At 57.5% G+C, this 15,697-nt stretch carries 18 protein-coding genes; 7 read left to right on the forward strand and 11 right to left on the reverse strand.

Features of this window, described 5'->3' with window-relative positions; genetic code table 11:
- Positions 1-101: 101 nt before the first annotated feature.
- The gene (gene thiI, locus AC0IW7_RS23200) at positions 102-1,556 is read right to left on the reverse strand and encodes a tRNA uracil 4-sulfurtransferase ThiI (protein ID WP_471821141.1); all 1,455 of its coding nucleotides are present in this window, start codon (positions 1,554-1,556) and stop codon (positions 102-104) included.
- A gap of 331 nt (positions 1,557-1,887) precedes the next feature.
- Between thiI and glnA the strand changes: the two genes are divergently transcribed.
- From glnA to ntrC, 6 genes are all read left to right on the forward strand, one after another.
- Positions 1,888-3,294: a glutamate--ammonia ligase gene (gene glnA / locus AC0IW7_RS23205; RefSeq protein ID WP_122493526.1), complete on the forward strand. Its 1,407-nt coding sequence runs from the start codon at positions 1,888-1,890 to the stop codon at positions 3,292-3,294.
- Between the two features lie 194 nt (positions 3,295-3,488).
- Positions 3,489-3,914: a cupin domain-containing protein gene (locus tag AC0IW7_RS23210; protein WP_471821143.1), complete on the forward strand. Its 426-nt coding sequence runs from the start codon at positions 3,489-3,491 to the stop codon at positions 3,912-3,914.
- Positions 3,915-4,097: 183 nt separating this feature from the next.
- The gene (locus tag AC0IW7_RS23215) at positions 4,098-4,655 is read left to right on the forward strand and encodes a DUF4124 domain-containing protein (protein ID WP_471821145.1); all 558 of its coding nucleotides are present in this window, start codon (positions 4,098-4,100) and stop codon (positions 4,653-4,655) included.
- A 3-nt stretch (positions 4,656-4,658) separates the two neighbouring features.
- Positions 4,659-5,279, forward strand: a complete 621-nt coding sequence (locus AC0IW7_RS23220) for a DUF4124 domain-containing protein (protein ID WP_471821147.1) — start codon at positions 4,659-4,661, stop codon at positions 5,277-5,279.
- Between the two features lie 191 nt (positions 5,280-5,470).
- A complete protein-coding gene (gene glnL / locus AC0IW7_RS23225; RefSeq protein ID WP_122493529.1) occupies positions 5,471-6,556 on the forward strand; it encodes a nitrogen regulation protein NR(II) in 1,086 nt (361 codons plus the stop codon).
- Positions 6,553-7,986 (forward strand): nitrogen regulation protein NR(I), encoded by a 1,434-nt coding sequence (gene ntrC / locus AC0IW7_RS23230; protein WP_122493530.1) that lies wholly within the window; start codon positions 6,553-6,555, stop codon positions 7,984-7,986. The genes glnL and ntrC overlap by 4 nt, the downstream gene beginning before the upstream one ends.
- A gap of 196 nt (positions 7,987-8,182) precedes the next feature.
- Here the strand turns inward: ntrC and AC0IW7_RS23235 are convergent, their stop codons facing one another.
- Positions 8,183-8,602: a hypothetical protein gene (locus tag AC0IW7_RS23235; protein WP_471821149.1), complete on the reverse strand. Its 420-nt coding sequence runs from the start codon at positions 8,600-8,602 to the stop codon at positions 8,183-8,185.
- A 21-nt stretch (positions 8,603-8,623) separates the two neighbouring features.
- Between AC0IW7_RS23235 and AC0IW7_RS23240 the strand changes: the two genes are divergently transcribed.
- On the forward strand, positions 8,624-9,085 hold the full coding sequence (locus AC0IW7_RS23240; RefSeq protein WP_471821151.1) for a tRNA (cytidine(34)-2'-O)-methyltransferase: 462 nt from the start codon (positions 8,624-8,626) through the stop codon (positions 9,083-9,085).
- 57 nt (positions 9,086-9,142) lie between these two features.
- Here the strand turns inward: AC0IW7_RS23240 and AC0IW7_RS23245 are convergent, their stop codons facing one another.
- From AC0IW7_RS23245 to rplO, 9 genes are all read right to left on the reverse strand, one after another.
- Entirely contained in the window at positions 9,143-10,591 is a 1,449-nt protein-coding gene (locus AC0IW7_RS23245) for a catalase (protein WP_471821153.1), read from the reverse strand.
- 197 nt (positions 10,592-10,788) lie between these two features.
- The gene (gene rplQ, locus AC0IW7_RS23250; RefSeq protein ID WP_108096517.1) at positions 10,789-11,175 is read right to left on the reverse strand and encodes a 50S ribosomal protein L17; all 387 of its coding nucleotides are present in this window, start codon (positions 11,173-11,175) and stop codon (positions 10,789-10,791) included.
- Between the two features lie 42 nt (positions 11,176-11,217).
- Positions 11,218-12,219, reverse strand: a complete 1,002-nt coding sequence (locus AC0IW7_RS23255; RefSeq protein WP_108096518.1) for a DNA-directed RNA polymerase subunit alpha — start codon at positions 12,217-12,219, stop codon at positions 11,218-11,220.
- A gap of 22 nt (positions 12,220-12,241) precedes the next feature.
- Complete coding sequence (gene rpsD / locus AC0IW7_RS23260) at positions 12,242-12,862, reverse strand: 30S ribosomal protein S4 (protein ID WP_108096519.1); 621 nt, start codon at positions 12,860-12,862, stop codon at positions 12,242-12,244.
- A gap of 17 nt (positions 12,863-12,879) precedes the next feature.
- Positions 12,880-13,269 (reverse strand): 30S ribosomal protein S11, encoded by a 390-nt coding sequence (rpsK, locus tag AC0IW7_RS23265; protein ID WP_002555466.1) that lies wholly within the window; start codon positions 13,267-13,269, stop codon positions 12,880-12,882.
- Positions 13,270-13,299: 30 nt separating this feature from the next.
- Complete coding sequence (gene rpsM, locus AC0IW7_RS23270; protein WP_108096520.1) at positions 13,300-13,656, reverse strand: 30S ribosomal protein S13; 357 nt, start codon at positions 13,654-13,656, stop codon at positions 13,300-13,302.
- Between the two features lie 131 nt (positions 13,657-13,787).
- Complete coding sequence (rpmJ, locus tag AC0IW7_RS23275) at positions 13,788-13,904, reverse strand: 50S ribosomal protein L36 (RefSeq protein WP_002555468.1); 117 nt, start codon at positions 13,902-13,904, stop codon at positions 13,788-13,790.
- A gap of 28 nt (positions 13,905-13,932) precedes the next feature.
- Entirely contained in the window at positions 13,933-15,261 is a 1,329-nt protein-coding gene (secY, locus tag AC0IW7_RS23280; protein WP_471821156.1) for a preprotein translocase subunit SecY, read from the reverse strand.
- The gene (rplO, locus tag AC0IW7_RS23285; protein WP_110618214.1) at positions 15,262-15,696 is read right to left on the reverse strand and encodes a 50S ribosomal protein L15; all 435 of its coding nucleotides are present in this window, start codon (positions 15,694-15,696) and stop codon (positions 15,262-15,264) included. It abuts the gene before it with no gap.
- Between the last annotated feature and the right edge of the window lies 1 nt (position 15,697).

A 15,697-nucleotide genomic window follows, 5' to 3' on the forward strand; every position in this document is an offset into this window, starting at 1 on the left:
CGCCGCTAAGTCTAGGCGGCCAGTATGAAGAATGAGTGGCTCAACTGCCCCGTCGGTCGGGGGGGCGGTGGCGGATACTGCCGCCATTCAGACCCGGCGTTTTATGCCGGACGATAAACGCGCACATTGGCATGCCCCTCGCTGAGCAAGTGGTGGGCATGCAGGCGGCTCATCACGCCTTTGTCGCAATACAGCAGGTACTGACGGGTAGGGTCCAGTTCCTTGTAGCGACTGTTGAGCGCGAAGAACGGCAACGCTCTTACTTCGATGCCGTCCAACTCCAGCGGCAAATCTTCCTGGGCGTCCGGGTGACGGATGTCCAGCACGATCTGCCCAGGCAAGGCTTCACTCAATTCCTCGACCTGGATGTCTTGCCCCAACTCGTCGATCACCCGATCAATCGTCACCGAACGGGCACGCTCCAGGGCGCGCTCAAACACGGTCATGTCGATCTGGGCTTCTTCGTAAACGACGCGGTCAGGTTTTGCGCGGGTGGTCGGGTTTACCGAAATCACGCCGCAGTATTCAGGCATGTGCTTGGCGAAATCGGCGGTGCCGATGGCCTCGGCCATGTTGATGATGTCTTGCTTGTGGCTAGCGATCAGCGGGCGAATGACCAGCTTGTCAGTGGCGCGATCGATGACCGAGAGGTTCGGCAGCGTCTGGCTGGAAACCTGGGAAATCGCCTCGCCGGTGACCAGCGCATCAATATCCAGACCATCCGCAATTCGGCTGGCGGCGCGCAGCATCATGCGCTTGAGCACAACGCCCATGTGCGCGTTATCGACTTTGCCAAGAATCTCGCCGAGCACTTCTTCAAACGGCACGCTAATAAACAGCACGCGGTGCGAACTGGCGTACTGGCTCCACAAGTAGTGGGCCACTTCCATTACGCCCAGCTCGTGAGCACGGCCGCCAAGGTTGAAGAAACAGAAGTGGCTGATCATGCCGCGACGAATCATTTGATACGCGGCCACGGTGGAGTCGAAGCCGCCGGACATCAGCACCAGCGTCTGCTCGATGGCGCCGAGCGGGTAGCCGCCCAGGCCTTCGTGCTGGCTGTGGATGATATAGAGAAGCTGATTGCGGATTTCCATGCGCACCAGCAGCTCGGGGTCTTTCAACGAGATACCGGCAGCGCCGCACTGGCGACGCAGTTGGCTGCCGACATAACGCTCGACATCCATCGAACTGAAGCTGTGTTTGCCGGCGCGCTTGCAGCGCACGGCGAAAACCTTGCCGGCTAGTTGATCGCCGAAATGGGCTTTGCATTTTTCGACCATGTCGTCGAAATCGCCCAACGGGTATTCGTTCACTTCCAGGAATTGACCGATGCCGGAGATACGCGAGAGGCGCTGTTTCAGCTCGGCCAGAACCTTGGGCTCGGTGAGACGGGTTTCGACGTCGATGTTGTCCCACACGCCGTCAACCACGAGATTCGGATCCAGGTCACGCATCACCGCACGAATATTCTTCGTGAGCTGGCGGATGAAGCGCGTGCGCACCGGCCGGCTTTTTATGGTGATCTCGGGGAAGACTTTGACGATAAGTTTCATGAAAACAGCGCGCGCGAGCCTGGCCTAAATTAAGGGGCGCGGATTATAGCGGAAATTGCTCAAGGTTTAACCAGGCAATGCGTAGAAAGATCCGGCACGCACCAAAATGCATCACGACCTTTCGCGCGAGATTCATTTTGGTGCGCGACGCCTCGTTCTTTTAACGTGCAGCCCCCGCAGCGCCTGACTTTCGGGCAGCAAACCCACTTCGGGGCACTGGCATGCAATTTGCTCCCTTGTGAGGCAGGTTGCCCTGGCGGACTATGCCGCCCGGCTTCACCGTTTTATTTGGGGCTAAAAAATCACAACGCCCCACCATCTGGAGGACACCATGTCGAAGGCGCTTCAACTAATCAAAGATCACGACGTGAAGTGGGTTGACCTGCGCTTCACCGATACCAAAGGCAAGCAGCACCACGTGACCATGCCGGCCCGTGACGCCCTTGACGACGAATTCTTCGAAGTCGGCAAAATGTTCGACGGTTCCTCGATCCATGGCTGGAAAGGCATCGAAGCCTCCGACATGATCCTGCTGCCAGTAGACAGCACTGCCGTTCTCGACCCGTTCACCGAAGAGCCGACCCTGATTCTGGTCTGCAACATCATCGAACCGTCGACCATGCAAGGCTACGACCGTGACCCGCGCTCCATCGCTGCTCGCGCTGAGGAATACCTCAAGTCGACCGGCATTGGCGACACCGTATTCGTAGGCCCGGAGCCTGAGTTCTTCGTTTTCGACGAAGTGAAATTCAAGTCCGACATTTCCGGCTCGATGTTCAAAATCATCTCTGAACAAGCGTCCTGGAACACCGACAGCGATTTCGAAACCGGCAACAAAGGCCACCGCCCCGGCGTCAAAGGCGGCTACTTCCCGGTTCCACCCGTCGACCACGACCACGAAATCCGTACTGCCATGTGTAATGCCATGGAAGAAATGGGCCTGGTCATCGAAGTTCACCACCACGAAGTGGCGACTGCCGGCCAGAACGAAATCGGCGTGAAGTTCAACACCCTGGTTGCCAAGGCTGACGAAGTTCAAACCCTGAAGTATTGCGTACACAACGTGGCCGATGCCTACGGCAAAACCGCGACCTTCATGCCTAAGCCTCTGTACGGCGACAACGGCTCGGGTATGCACGTACACATGTCCATCTCCAAAGATGGCAAGAACACCTTCTCCGGCGAAGGCTATGCCGGCCTGTCCGACACCGCTCTGTACTTCATCGGCGGCATCATCAAGCACGGTAAGGCTCTGAACGGCTTCACCAACCCGTCGACCAACTCGTACAAGCGTCTGGTCCCAGGTTTCGAAGCACCGGTAATGCTGGCCTACTCGGCTCGCAACCGCTCCGCCTCCATCCGCATTCCTTACGTGTCGAGCCCGAAAGCCCGCCGTATCGAAGCACGTTTCCCGGACCCGGCTGCTAACCCGTACCTGGCGTTCGCCGCGCTGTTGATGGCTGGCCTGGACGGCATCCAGAACAAAATCCACCCTGGCGATGCTGCGGACAAAAACCTGTACGACCTGCCACCAGAAGAAGGCAAGCTGATCCCACAAGTGTGCGGCAGCCTGAAAGAAGCTCTGGAAGAGTTGGACAAGGGCCGTGCGTTCTTGACCAAAGGCGGCGTGTTCAGCGACGACTTCATCGATGCCTACATCGAGCTGAAGAGCGAAGAAGAAATCAAAGTGCGCACCTTCGTGCACCCTCTGGAATACGACCTCTACTACAGCGTTTAAGTAGTAGCGTCCAAGCCAGACATGCCGCTTGCTTAGCGGCGTGATTGAAAAGGCCTCCCTCGGGAGGCCTTTTTTATGGGCGCTTTCCTAGGTTACGAAAGCTTTAAGTCGGGCCCGTTAAAGCCCGGACTGACAGTCATGGATGTCGCGCCCTGGCAATGCTCCTACTGCAATCCACCTGTCGGAGCGTCATCATGAAAACTCTATGCTTTGCCACCGCAGCCCTCGCCTGCCTTTGCCTCGCAGGCTGCAACCACGCGACCACCAAGAGCACAATCGAGTCGCAGATTCTGCTGAAGACCACCGCCTCCTGGGACGGTACGCCGTATACGTCGTACCCGCGCGGGCAACCGGAACTGACGCTGATTAAACTCCACATTCCCGCGCACACAGTATTGAACTGGCACACCCATCCCGTCCCGAATGCTGCGTACATCCTCAGCGGTGAGCTCAGTGTAGAAACTCGAAAACCTGACCAGAAGCGCCTTCTCAAACAGGGCGATACTGTGGCCGAAACGGTCGGCATCATTCACCGGGGCACAACAGGAGCGCAGGCCGTCGAACTGCTGGTTTTTTACGCGGGCGTGCCGATGCTGCCGCTATCGGAGACCGCCAAATAAGCCAAGCCGGCCAATGCCCTCCAAAGTCGGGGGGAAGCCTGATTAGGCGCCTCTGCCCCGTTCAAGGCGGAGGCGTTTTTTAATTCGCCAAATCCTTGTCCTCGTGCACAGCGACAGCCGTACAAACTTGCCAGCGCAGCGTTGCAGTGCAAGGCTTAGCACACATTCCACGAGACCCCAGCCATGCGCCTGATCGTGACCTGCCTGCTCGCCGCCCTCGCCCTGCCAGCCAGCGCCGAGATTTACAAATACACCGACGCCAACGGCAATACCGTGTTCACCAACCAGCCACCGCAAGGCACCAACGCGCAGGAAGTTTCGCTGCCGCCTGTCAACACGGTGCAATCGCCTCCGCCGCCGGCCATGCCCGACAGCAGCCAGAGCGGCGCGCCCGAGGAACAGGTGTACAGCGTGGTGGAAATCACTAACGTGCCGACCGAAGATGCGCTGCGCAGCAACAACGGTAACTTCACCGTGGGCGTTCGCCTGGAACCCTCACTGCGCATTGGCGACAGCATCCAGTTGGTGCTCGACGGCCAACCCTACGGCGGCCTCACTAACAGCCTGCAATTCCCGCTGAACAATATTGAGCGTGGCGATCACACCTTGAGCGCCCAAGTGTTTAGCGGCGACCGACTGATTCAGCAGAGCCCCACTATCTCCTTTACCTTGCAGCGCACCAGCACGAACAATCCCGCGCGCGTGACACCGCCCAAACCGACCCCAAGGCCAGCCAACTAAACCATGCGATTCGCTCTGTTCTGCCTGCTGTTGCTGGGCCTGCCAGCCATGGCCGATGTGTACACCTACATCGACAGCGAAGGTAACCGGGTATTTACCGACCAACCGCGCGCCAATGCCAAGAAGCTGGACATCGCGCCCACCAACGGCATGAACCAGACCAACCCACCCAGCGTGCGCACGGTCACGCCGGTGGCGCCTGTGGCCGAATTGCCGGCGTACCAGCTGTTGCGCATTCTGGTACCGGAGCCGGATGCGACTATCCGCGAAGGATCGTCCGGCGATTTGATCGTCACGCTCACCAGCGACCCCGGCTTGATGGACGACCACACCTATCGCCTGCTGCTCGACGGCAAGATCATCGGCGCGCCCAGCCGCAGCCCGGTGTTTCCGCTGACCAATCTGGACCGCGGCACCCATCAATTAGCAGCCGAAATCATCGATAGCCAAGGGCGTATCATCGAGCGCACGCCCAGCCAGCCCGTGCACATTGTGCGCACCTCGCTGGACAGCAAGCGCCGGGCAAACCCGTGCAAGAAAGACGATTACGGCGTTCGCCCGGAATGCCCGATTGGCGATAAGCCCGAAGAAGACGACGACATCTCCATCCTGCCGTTTTTCTAACGCCTGAAGCAAAGCACCAATATGGTGCTTTGCGGCGCACCAAATTCTATGCTCTCCCTGTTTTGGTTCGCACACGACAGCGGCTGGTGCAGCAAAACAAGCCAATTTCCCCATTCAGGCGCGTATCGCGCGTCTTTTCGGGGCTTTGGTTTGCTTTTTGCATTTTCAGTCCCATTCTCGGGATCCCATAGATGACCATCAACGACGCCCTGCACCGCCTGCTGCTGGACAACCTGACCACTGCGACTTTGTTGCTCAACGCGCAATTGCGCCTGGAGTACATGAACCCCGCAGCGGAGATGCTGCTTGCCGTTAGCGGTCAACGCAGCCACGGGCAATTCATTAGCGAATTGTTCACCGAGTCGCCCGAAGCGCTGGCCTCCTTACGCCAAGCCGTCGAAGAGGCCCATCCCTTCAATAAGCGCGAAGCTGTGCTGATCGCGCTGACCGGCCAAACGCTGACGGTGGACTACGCGGTAACGCCGATCCTTAACCGGGGCGAGACCCTGTTATTGCTAGAAGTGCATCCGCGTGATCGGTTGCTGCGCATCACTAAAGAAGAGGCCCAGCTGTCCAAGCAGGAAACCACCAAGATGCTGGTGCGCGGCCTGGCCCACGAAATAAAGAATCCGTTGGGCGGAATTCGCGGCGCCGCGCAACTGCTGGCGCGTGAACTGCCGGACGAGAACCTCAAGGACTACACCAACGTCATCATCGAAGAGGCCGACCGCCTGCGTAACCTGGTCGACCGCATGCTCGGCTCGAACAAGTTGCCGTCGTTGGCGCTGACCAACGTGCACGAAGTGCTGGAACGTGTCAGCAGCCTGGTCGAAGCGGAAAGCCAAGGCGGCATCACCTTGGTGCGCGATTACGACCCGAGCATTCCCGACGTGTTGATCGACCGCGAGCAGATGATTCAGGCGGTGCTCAATATCGTGCGCAACGCCATGCAGGCCATCGGCGGCCAGAACGAGTTCCGCCAAGGCCGCATCCTGTTGCGCACACGCACCTTGCGGCAGTTCACCATCGCCCACACCCGACATCGCCTGGTGGCCAAAGTCGAAATCATCGACAACGGCCCCGGCATTCCCGCCGAACTTCAAGAAACCATCTTCTATCCCATGGTCAGTGGTCGTCCGGACGGTACCGGACTGGGCTTGGCTATTACCCAGAACATCATCAGTCAGCATCAGGGACTGATCGAATGCGAGAGCCACCCTGGCCATACCGTGTTTTCGATCTTTCTGCCGCTGGAACAAGGAGCTACTTCGTCATGAGCCGCAGCGAAACCGTCTGGATTGTCGACGACGACCGTTCCATCCGTTGGGTACTGGAAAAAGCCCTGCAGCAAGAAGGCATGACCACCACCAGCTTTGACAGCGCTGACGGTGTGCTCACCCGCCTCACTCGCCAACAGCCGGACGTGATCATTTCGGACATTCGTATGCCCGGCGCCAGCGGCCTGGATTTGCTCGCCCGCATACGCGAGCTATATCCGCGCCTGCCCGTGATCATCATGACGGCCCACTCCGACCTTGAAAGCGCGGTCGCGTCTTATCAGGGCGGCGCCTTCGAATACCTGCCCAAGCCATTTGACGTGGACGAGGCGGTTTCGCTGGTCAAGCGCGCGTTCCAGCACGCTCAGGAACAGCAAGGCCTGCACGTTCCCGTAGAACAAACCCGCACGCCGGAAATCATCGGTGAAGCGCCGGCGATGCAGGAAGTGTTTCGCGCCATCGGCCGTCTGAGCCACTCGAACATCACCGTGCTTATTAATGGTGAGTCCGGCACTGGCAAGGAATTGGTGGCGCACGCGCTGCACCGCCACAGTCCACGTGCGGCCTCGCCTTTTATTGCGCTGAACATGGCGGCGATTCCGAAGGACTTGATGGAGTCCGAACTGTTCGGCCATGAGAAAGGCGCGTTTACCGGCGCCGCGAACCAGCGTCGCGGCCGCTTCGAACAGGCCGATGGCGGCACGCTGTTTCTGGATGAAATCGGCGATATGCCGGCCGATACGCAAACCCGCCTATTGCGCGTGCTGGCCGACGGCGAGTTCTACCGCGTGGGCGGACATACGCCGGTGAAGGTGGACGTGCGCATCATCGCCGCCACCCACCAGAACCTGGAAAACCTGGTGCAAGCTGGCAAGTTTCGCGAAGACTTATTCCACCGCCTCAACGTGATTCGGATTCACATCCCGCGCATGTCGGATCGTCGCGAAGACATTCCGACCCTGGCGCGCCACTTCCTCGCCCGTGCGGCGCAGGAGCTGGCAGTCGAGCCGAAGCTGCTTAAAACCGAGACTGAGGACTACCTGAAGAACCTGCCGTGGCCAGGCAACGTGCGCCAGCTGGAGAATACCTGCCGCTGGATCACGGTAATGGCGTCGGGCCGCGAGGTTCATATTGATGACCTGCCCCCGGAATTGCTCACGCAGCCCCAAGACAGTGCTCCGGCAACCAATTGGGAGCAGGCTTTGCGCCAATGGGCCGATCAGGCGCTCGCGCGCGGGCAGTCCAGCTTGCTTGATACGGCTGTGCCGACGTTCGAACGAATCATGATTGAGACGGCCCTGAAACACACCGCCGGACGCCGCCGCGACGCCGCCGTTTTGCTGGGCTGGGGCCGTAACACCTTGACCCGTAAGATAAAAGAGCTGGGCATGAAGATCGACGGCGGCGACGACGAGGAAGACGAAGGCTAGACCTTCCGGTCAATTGCACATAAAAAAGCGAGCCTTGAGCTCGCTTTTTTTTGCCCAAAAACAACATTGCAATAAAACTGGCACACGCCCTGCATAGTGTTAAGTAAGGAACACGAAACACCCCCAGTTTTCGGGGACCTTGGTACAGGCAGGCCGGGGATTCCCCTTTTTTATTCTGCGGTTCAACCCGCAACCGTCACTCCGAAGCAAGGCTGATCACCAGCCGCCAGCTCCCACCCTCCGCTGTACCGTGCCACTGGGCACGTAGCGGACGGGCAGCCACCAAGTTAAGCAGCAACCCACCCTTACTTCGCAAAAGCCGCCAATTGACGTTCTTGCCGTCGAGTTGCAGCTGCCCTTGCCGCGAGCTGCCATCGGCATCAAAGCGCATCACCAGCGCACCATCCACGTGCTCGGCGGTCACTTTTGGTTCGGTATCGAACAGCAGCTCAAGGCCGCCTGAAACGACTTGGACCTTCTCCAGCATGATGGGCTGCGGATCACCGAGGCGGCCAATCATCATTCCCACCAGAAAACCGAACAGCGCGAGCGAGGCGATTACCCGGAGCAATAATTTCGGCCGCGGATCGGGCTCCGCAGGGGTAAAATCCTCCACGCCCTCAAGTCGGAGTCGTGCATGTTTCACGTGATTTTGTTTCAACCGGAAATCCCCCCCAATACCGGCAACATTATCAGGCTCTGCGCCAATAGCGGATGCAGTCTGCACCTGATCGAACCGATTGGTTTCGAGCTGGACGACAAGCGTCTGCGTCGTGCGGGCTTGGACTATCACGAATACGCGACGCTTACGCGCCACGCAGATCTGAACAGCTGCTTGGAAAGCTTGGGCCGCCCCAGGTTATTCGCGTACACCACCAAAGCATCGCGCCCTTTCCACGAGGCCACCTATGCCAAAGGCGACGCGCTGTTGTTTGGCCCGGAAAGTCGCGGCTTGCCCGCTGACGTACTGGAAGCGCTGCCGGCCGTGCAACGGCTGCGCCTGCCAATGCGACCGGGCTGCCGAAGCCTCAATCTCTCGAATACAGTAGCGGTGGCTGTTTATGAAGGTTGGCGTCAGCTGGGGTTTGGCCTGGACTGATTACCTCGCGAATAAAAAAGGCGCCCCTGAAAGGCGCCTCTTTTTATTGCGTAACGGTTATTCCACGTTTAAACCGAGCGCCTTCGCCACACCGCTCCCGTACGCTGGGTCGGCCTGGGTGAAGTGTTGGAGCTGACGCAGCTGTACGTCTCGAGTAACGCTGTGCATCGCACCCGCGATATTGCTAATGAGCAACGCTTGCTGATCGCTATTCATCAAGCGGAACAGCGCACCCGCCTGGCTGTAGTAATCGCTGTCGGTGCGGTGGTCGTAACGGTCGGCCACACCTTCCAACGCCAACGCAGGCTCACGATACTGCGGCGCTTGCTTCGGCGCGCTGGCGTAGCTGTTCGGCTCGTAGTGCGTGGCAGCCCCACCATTGCCATCGAAGCGCATGGCGCCATCTCGTTGGTAGTTATTCACCGGCGATTTAGGCGCGTTCACTGGCAACTGCTGGTGGTTAGTGCCGATGCGATAGCGCTGGGCGTCGGCGTAAGCGAATACGCGGCCTTGCAGCATGCGGTCGGGCGACAACCCCACACCTGGCACCACGTTGCTCGGCGCAAACGCTGCCTGCTCAACCTCGGCAAAATAGTTTTGCGGGTTACGGTTCAGCTCGATCACTCCGACCTCGATCAGCGGAAACTCCTTCTGCGACCAGGTTTTGGTCACGTCGAACGGATTCTCGCGATGGGCAGCGGCTTGCGTCTCGGACATCACCTGAATGCACACAGTCCACCTCGGAAACTCGCCGCGCTCGATGGCACCGAACAGGTCGCGTTGGGCGTAGTCCGGGTCGGTGCCGGCCAAGCGAGCAGCATCAGCGGGCGCCAGATTCTTGATGCCTTGCTGACTCTTGTAATGCCATTTCACCCAGTGACGCTCGCCGTTAGCGTTGATCAGGCTGAACGTGTGGCTACCAAAGCCATGCATAAACCGATAACCGTCTGGGATACCGCGGTCGGAAAACAGAATGGTTACCTGATGCAGCGATTCAGGCGAAAGCGACCAGAAATCCCACATCATCTGCGGACTTTTAAGGTTGCTCTGCGGCAGGCGCTTTTGGGTGTGAATGAAGTCGGGAAACTTCAATGGATCGCGAATAAAAAACACTGGGGTATTGTTGCCGACGATGTCCCAGTTGCCTTCTTCGGTATAAAACTTCAACGCAAAACCGCGCGGATCGCGTTCGGTGTCAGCAGAGCCACGCTCGCCGCCCACCGTAGAAAAACGCAAGAAAATGGGCGTTTGCTTGCCGATCGTACTGAACAGATTGGCATAGCTGTACTGGGTAATATCGCGGGTAACCGTGAAGGTTCCGTATGCGCCAGAGCCCTTGGCATGCACGCGACGCTCAGGAATAACCTCACGATTGAAGTGGGCGAGTTTTTCGACGAGATGGAAGTCGTCCAACAACAGCGGGCCGCGTGCGCCTGCGGTGCGAGAATTCTGGTTATCTGCAACCGGCGCGCCGCTTGCCGTTGTGAGGATAGGGGTCTCGCTCATTGGTGCTCTCCTGGTCATTTCATCCGGTGTCGCCCGGCGTTGACGGAGATATTAAAGACCGCTATCGAAAGGACCCAATTCATTAACCTAACGCTATCGATAGGTAAATTCTTTCACTCAGCGCCTTTTCGATAGAGAGGCTTTCTTCGGGCATAAAAAAACCGGGCCAGGCCCGGTTTTTTCTTACAACCTACGACTTACTCGGCGTCTACTGCTGCGCCGCCGACCGGACGGTCAACCAGCTCAACATAAGCCATTGGAGCATTGTCGCCAGCGCGGAAACCGCACTTGAGAATACGCAGGTAACCGCCCTGACGGGTGGCGTAGCGCTTGCCCAGGTCGTTGAACAGCTTACCAACGATGGCTTTCGAACGAGTACGGTCGAAGGCCAAACGACGGTTTGCCAGACTATCTTCTTTAGCCAGGGTTATCAGCGGCTCGGCTACGCGACGCAGTTCCTTGGCCTTAGGCAGGGTCGTTTTGATCAGCTCGTGCTCAAACAGCGACACCGCCATGTTCTGAAACATGGCCTTGCGGTGAGCGCTAGTGCGGCTCAGGTGACGACCACTCTTACGATGACGCATGGTTCTATTCCTTACCAAACTTACGTTCGGTGATTACGACGATCAGGCAGTCGCCTTGTCGTCCTTCTTAAGACTTGCCGGTGGCCAGTTGTCCAGGCGCATACCGAGAGAAAGACCACGAGAGGCCAGCACGTCCTTGATCTCAGTCAGGGACTTCTTGCCCAAGTTCGGAGTTTTCAACAACTCTACTTCGGTGCGCTGAATCAGGTCGCCGATGTAGTAGATGTTCTCCGCCTTGAGGCAGTTGGCCGAACGAACGGTCAGTTCCAGATCATCAACCGGACGAAGCAGGATCGGATCGATCTCGTCTTCCTGCTCGATTACCACTGGCTCACTGTCGCCTTTGAGGTCGACGAACGCAGCCAACTGCTGTTGCAGAATGGTTGCAGCGCGGCGGATAGCCTCTTCAGGATCCAGAGTACCGTTGGTCTCCAGGTCGATAACCAGCTTGTCAAGGTTAGTACGCTGCTCAACACGGGCGTTTTCAACAACGTACGCAACACGGCGTACGGGGCTGAAAGAAGAGTCCAGCTGCAAGCGACCAATGCTGCGGCTTTCGTCTTCATCACTCTGACGCGAATCAGCAGGCTCATAGCCGCGACCACGAGCCACAGTCAGCTTCATGTTCAGTGCGCCGTTAGAAGCCAGGTTGGCAATAACGTGATCACCGTTGACGATCTCGACATCATGATCCAGCTGAATATCGGCAGCGGTAACAACGCCCGAGCCCTTCTTCGCCAGTGTCAGAGTCACTTCGTCACGACCGTGCAACTTGATAGCCAGACCTTTCAGGTTGAGCAGGATTTCAATTACGTCTTCCTGTACACCTTCGATGGCGCTGTACTCGTGGAGTACACCGTCAATCTCGGCCTCGACTACTGCACAGCCAGGCATTGAGGACAACAAAATGCGACGCAGCGCGTTGCCCAAAGTGTGGCCAAAACCACGCTCGAGAGGCTCGAGCGTGATTTTAGCGCGGGTCGGACTGACCACCTGCACATCGATATGGCGGGGGGTCAGGAACTCATTTACCGAAATCTGCATGGATGCACCTATTTTCTAGCCCTTACTTGGAGTAGAGCTCGACAATCAGGCTTTCGTTGATGTCAGCGGAGAGGTCACTGCGAGCTGGAACGCTTTTGAAAACGCCCGATTTCTTCTCAGTGTCAACTTCGACCCACTCAACGCGGCCACGCTGGGCACACAGCTCAAGAGCTTGAACAATGCGCAGCTGATTCTTCGATTTCTCGCGAACTGCAACCACGTCACCAGCACGAACCTGGTAGGACGGGATGTTTACAGTCTTACCGTTGATGCTGATCGCTTTGTGCGAAACCAGCTGACGGGATTCAGCACGAGTAGCGCCGAAGCCCATACGGTATACAACGTTATCCAGACGGCATTCGAGCAGTTGCAGCAGGTTCTCACCAGTAGCGCCTTTCTTGCCGGCAGCTTCTTTGTAGTAACCGCTGAATTGACGCTCGAGCACGCCATAGATACGACGGACCTTCTGCTTTTCACGCAGTTGGGTACCGTAGTCGGATTGGCGACCGCGGCGCTGACCGTGGATACCAGGAGCAGCTTCGATGTTGCACTTCGATTCCAGGGCGCGAACGCCGCTTTTCAGGAACAGGTCAGTGCCTTCACGACGCGCCAGTTTGCATTTTGGACCAATGTAACGAGCCATTATCTATCGTCTCCTGATTACACGCGGCGCTTCTTCGGCGGACGGCACCCGTTATGCGGGATTGGCGTCACGTCGGTGATGCTGGCGATCTTGTAACCGCAGCCGTTCAATGCACGGACAGCGGACTCACGACCTGGACCTGGGCCCTTGACGTTAACGTCGAGGTTTTTCAGGCCATATTCCAGCGCAGCTTGACCAGCACGTTCAGCAGCTACTTGAGCAGCGAACGGAGTGGACTTGCGTGAACCGCGGAAACCCGAGCCACCAGAGGTAGCCCAAGACAGGGCGTTACCTTGACGATCGGTAATGGTCACAATGGTGTTGTTAAAAGACGCGTGGATGTGGGCGATGCCATCAACCACTGTCTTTTTGACTTTTTTACGAGGACGAGCAGCAGGTTTTGCCATGACTAGATTCCTGTCGATTCGCGGGCGCGATTACTTGCGGATCGGCTTACGCGGACCCTTACGGGTACGTGCGTTGGTCTTGGTACGCTGGCCACGGACCGGAAGGCCGCGACGGTGACGCAGGCCGCGGTAGCAACCCAGGTCCATCAAGCGCTTGATTTTCATGTTGACTTCACGACGCAGGTCACCTTCGGTGTTTACCTTTGCCACTTCGCCACGCAGAAGTTCAATCTGCTCATCGCTCAGATCTTTAATCTTTGCCGCCGGGTTAACCCCGGTGGTTGCGCAAATTTTCTGCGCAGTTGTGCGACCAACACCGAAGATGTAGGTCAGCGAGATAACAGTATGCTTGTTATCTGGAATGTTGACGCCTGCAATACGGGCCATTCAATGAAACTCCAATTGACAGCTACCTACGCCCCGGAAGCCAAGAAAAGGGCGCGAGATATTAACGCTGTAATAACAAATAAGCAACCCGACAGCGCACTAGCTGCCGGGCTTATAGCTTTTGATCACACTCAGCCTTGGCGCTGCTTGTGACGCGGCTCAGCACTGCAAATAACTCGCACGACACCTTCACGGCGAATAATTTTGCAGTTACGGCACAGCTTTTTCACCGATGCACGAACTTTCATCACCAACTCCTCGAACCTTATGGACACATCAACGGAGCATGCCGTTGCCGTAGCCCTTCAGGTTGGCTTTCTTCATCAGGGATTCGTACTGGTGTGAAACGAGGTGCGATTGTACTTGCGACATAAAGTCCATCACAACCACCACCACGATCAGCAGCGAAGTCCCGCCAAGGTAGAACGGCACGTTTGCGGCAACCACCAAGAACTGCGGCAGCAAACAAACAGCCATCATGTACAAAGCACCGAACATGGTTAAGCGAGTCAACACGCCATCGATATAGCGCGCCGACTGCTCACCTGGACGGATGCCGGGAATAAAGGCACCAGACTTTTTCAGGTTTTCCGCTACGTCTTTCGGGTTGAACATCAACGCTGTGTAGAAGAAGCAGAAGAAAACGATCCCTGCACTAAACAGCAAAATGTTCAACGGCTGACCAGGAGCGATAGCCTGCGACACATCCTGAAGCCAGCCCAAACCAGCAGACTGACCAAACCAGGCGCCCAGCGAAGCCGGGAACAACAGAAGGCTACTAGCGAAAATAGCCGGAATAACACCGGCCATATTCACCTTCAACGGCAGGTGGCTAGTTTGCGCAGCAAAGACCTTACGACCCTGCTGACGCTTGGCGTAATGCACAGCAATACGACGCTGGCCACGCTCAATGAACACCACAAAACCGATGATCGCTACCGCGAGCAGACCGATTGCAACCAAGGCGAAAATATTGATATCACCCTGACGCGCAGACTCGAAAGACTGCCCAATTGCACGCGGCAAACCGGCGACAATACCTGCGAAGATCAACATCGAAATGCCGTTGCCGACACCCCGCTCAGTGATCTGCTCACCCAGCCACATCATGAACATGGCGCCAGCAACAAATGTGCTGACTGCCACGAAGTGAAAGCCGAAATCGCCCGAGAACGCCACACCTTGGCCTGCCAGACCAACCGACATGCCGGTCGCCTGCACAAAAGCCAGGACCAAGGTGCCGTAGCGGGTGTACTGGCTTATCTTGCGACGGCCAGACTCACCTTCCTTCTTCAACTGCTCCAGCTGCGGGCTGACAGCGGTCATGAGCTGCATGATGATCGAAGCCGAAATGTACGGCATGATCCCCAATGCAAAAATGCTCATACGCTCCAGCGCACCGCCGGAAAACATGTTGAACAAGCTAAGAATGGTCCCCTCGTTCTGCCGAAACAGATCCGCCAACCGGTCCGGGTTGATACCTGGAACTGGGATGTGAGCACCTACTCGATAGACGATGATCGCCATAATGAGAAAGCGCAGACGAGCCCAGAGCTCGGATAACCCGCCATTGCTGAGCGCTGAGAGAGCACCTTGCTTAGCCATTTATTCCTCGAATTTGCCGCCAGCTGCTTCGATAGCCGCGCGCGCACCTTTGGTGGCCGCGATACCTTTGAGGGTCACCGCACGAGTAATCTCACCGGACAGCATTACTTTCACGCGCTGTACGTGTTGATTAATCAGGTTGGCATCCTTCAGGGACTGCAAAGTCACAACATCGCCTTCCACTTTATTCAGCTCGGAGGTGCGAACTTCTGCACGATCCATTGCCTTCAGGGAGACGAAGCCGAACTTCGGCAGACGACGATGCAGCGGCTGTTGACCGCCTTCAAAGCCCGGAGCGATGGTGCCACCGGAGCGGGAGGTCTGACCTTTGTGGCCGCGGCCACCAGTCTTACCCAAACCGCTACCGATACCACGGCCCGGACGGTGCTTCTCGCGACGGGAACCCGGCGCAGGACTCAGATCGTTCAGGTACATG

This window comes from Pseudomonas sp. AC229, assembly GCF_979254655.1.

Coding starts and splice junctions, on each gene's coding strand:
- thiI (WP_471821141.1), bottom strand. CDS start 1,556: ATGAAACTTATCGTCAAAGTCTTCCCCGAGATCACCATAAAAAGCCGG.
- glnA (WP_122493526.1), top strand. CDS start 1,888: ATGTCGAAGGCGCTTCAACTAATCAAAGATCACGACGTGAAGTGGGTT.
- AC0IW7_RS23210 (WP_471821143.1), top strand. CDS start 3,489: ATGAAAACTCTATGCTTTGCCACCGCAGCCCTCGCCTGCCTTTGCCTC.
- AC0IW7_RS23215 (WP_471821145.1), top strand. CDS start 4,098: ATGCGCCTGATCGTGACCTGCCTGCTCGCCGCCCTCGCCCTGCCAGCC.
- AC0IW7_RS23220 (WP_471821147.1), top strand. CDS start 4,659: ATGCGATTCGCTCTGTTCTGCCTGCTGTTGCTGGGCCTGCCAGCCATG.
- glnL (WP_122493529.1), top strand. CDS start 5,471: ATGACCATCAACGACGCCCTGCACCGCCTGCTGCTGGACAACCTGACC.
- ntrC (WP_122493530.1), top strand. CDS start 6,553: ATGAGCCGCAGCGAAACCGTCTGGATTGTCGACGACGACCGTTCCATC.
- AC0IW7_RS23240 (WP_471821151.1), top strand. CDS start 8,624: ATGTTTCACGTGATTTTGTTTCAACCGGAAATCCCCCCCAATACCGGC.
- AC0IW7_RS23245 (WP_471821153.1), bottom strand. CDS start 10,591: ATGAGCGAGACCCCTATCCTCACAACGGCAAGCGGCGCGCCGGTTGCA.
- rplQ (WP_108096517.1), bottom strand. CDS start 11,175: ATGCGTCATCGTAAGAGTGGTCGTCACCTGAGCCGCACTAGCGCTCAC.
- AC0IW7_RS23255 (WP_108096518.1), bottom strand. CDS start 12,219: ATGCAGATTTCGGTAAATGAGTTCCTGACCCCCCGCCATATCGATGTG.
- rpsD (WP_108096519.1), bottom strand. CDS start 12,862: ATGGCTCGTTACATTGGTCCAAAATGCAAACTGGCGCGTCGTGAAGGC.
- rpsK (WP_002555466.1), bottom strand. CDS start 13,269: ATGGCAAAACCTGCTGCTCGTCCTCGTAAAAAAGTCAAAAAGACAGTG.
- rpsM (WP_108096520.1), bottom strand. CDS start 13,656: ATGGCCCGTATTGCAGGCGTCAACATTCCAGATAACAAGCATACTGTT.
- rpmJ (WP_002555468.1), bottom strand. CDS start 13,904: ATGAAAGTTCGTGCATCGGTGAAAAAGCTGTGCCGTAACTGCAAAATT.
- secY (WP_471821156.1), bottom strand. CDS start 15,261: ATGGCTAAGCAAGGTGCTCTCTCAGCGCTCAGCAATGGCGGGTTATCC.
- rplO (WP_110618214.1), bottom strand. CDS start 15,696: ATGTACCTGAACGATCTGAGTCCTGCGCCGGGTTCCCGTCGCGAGAAG.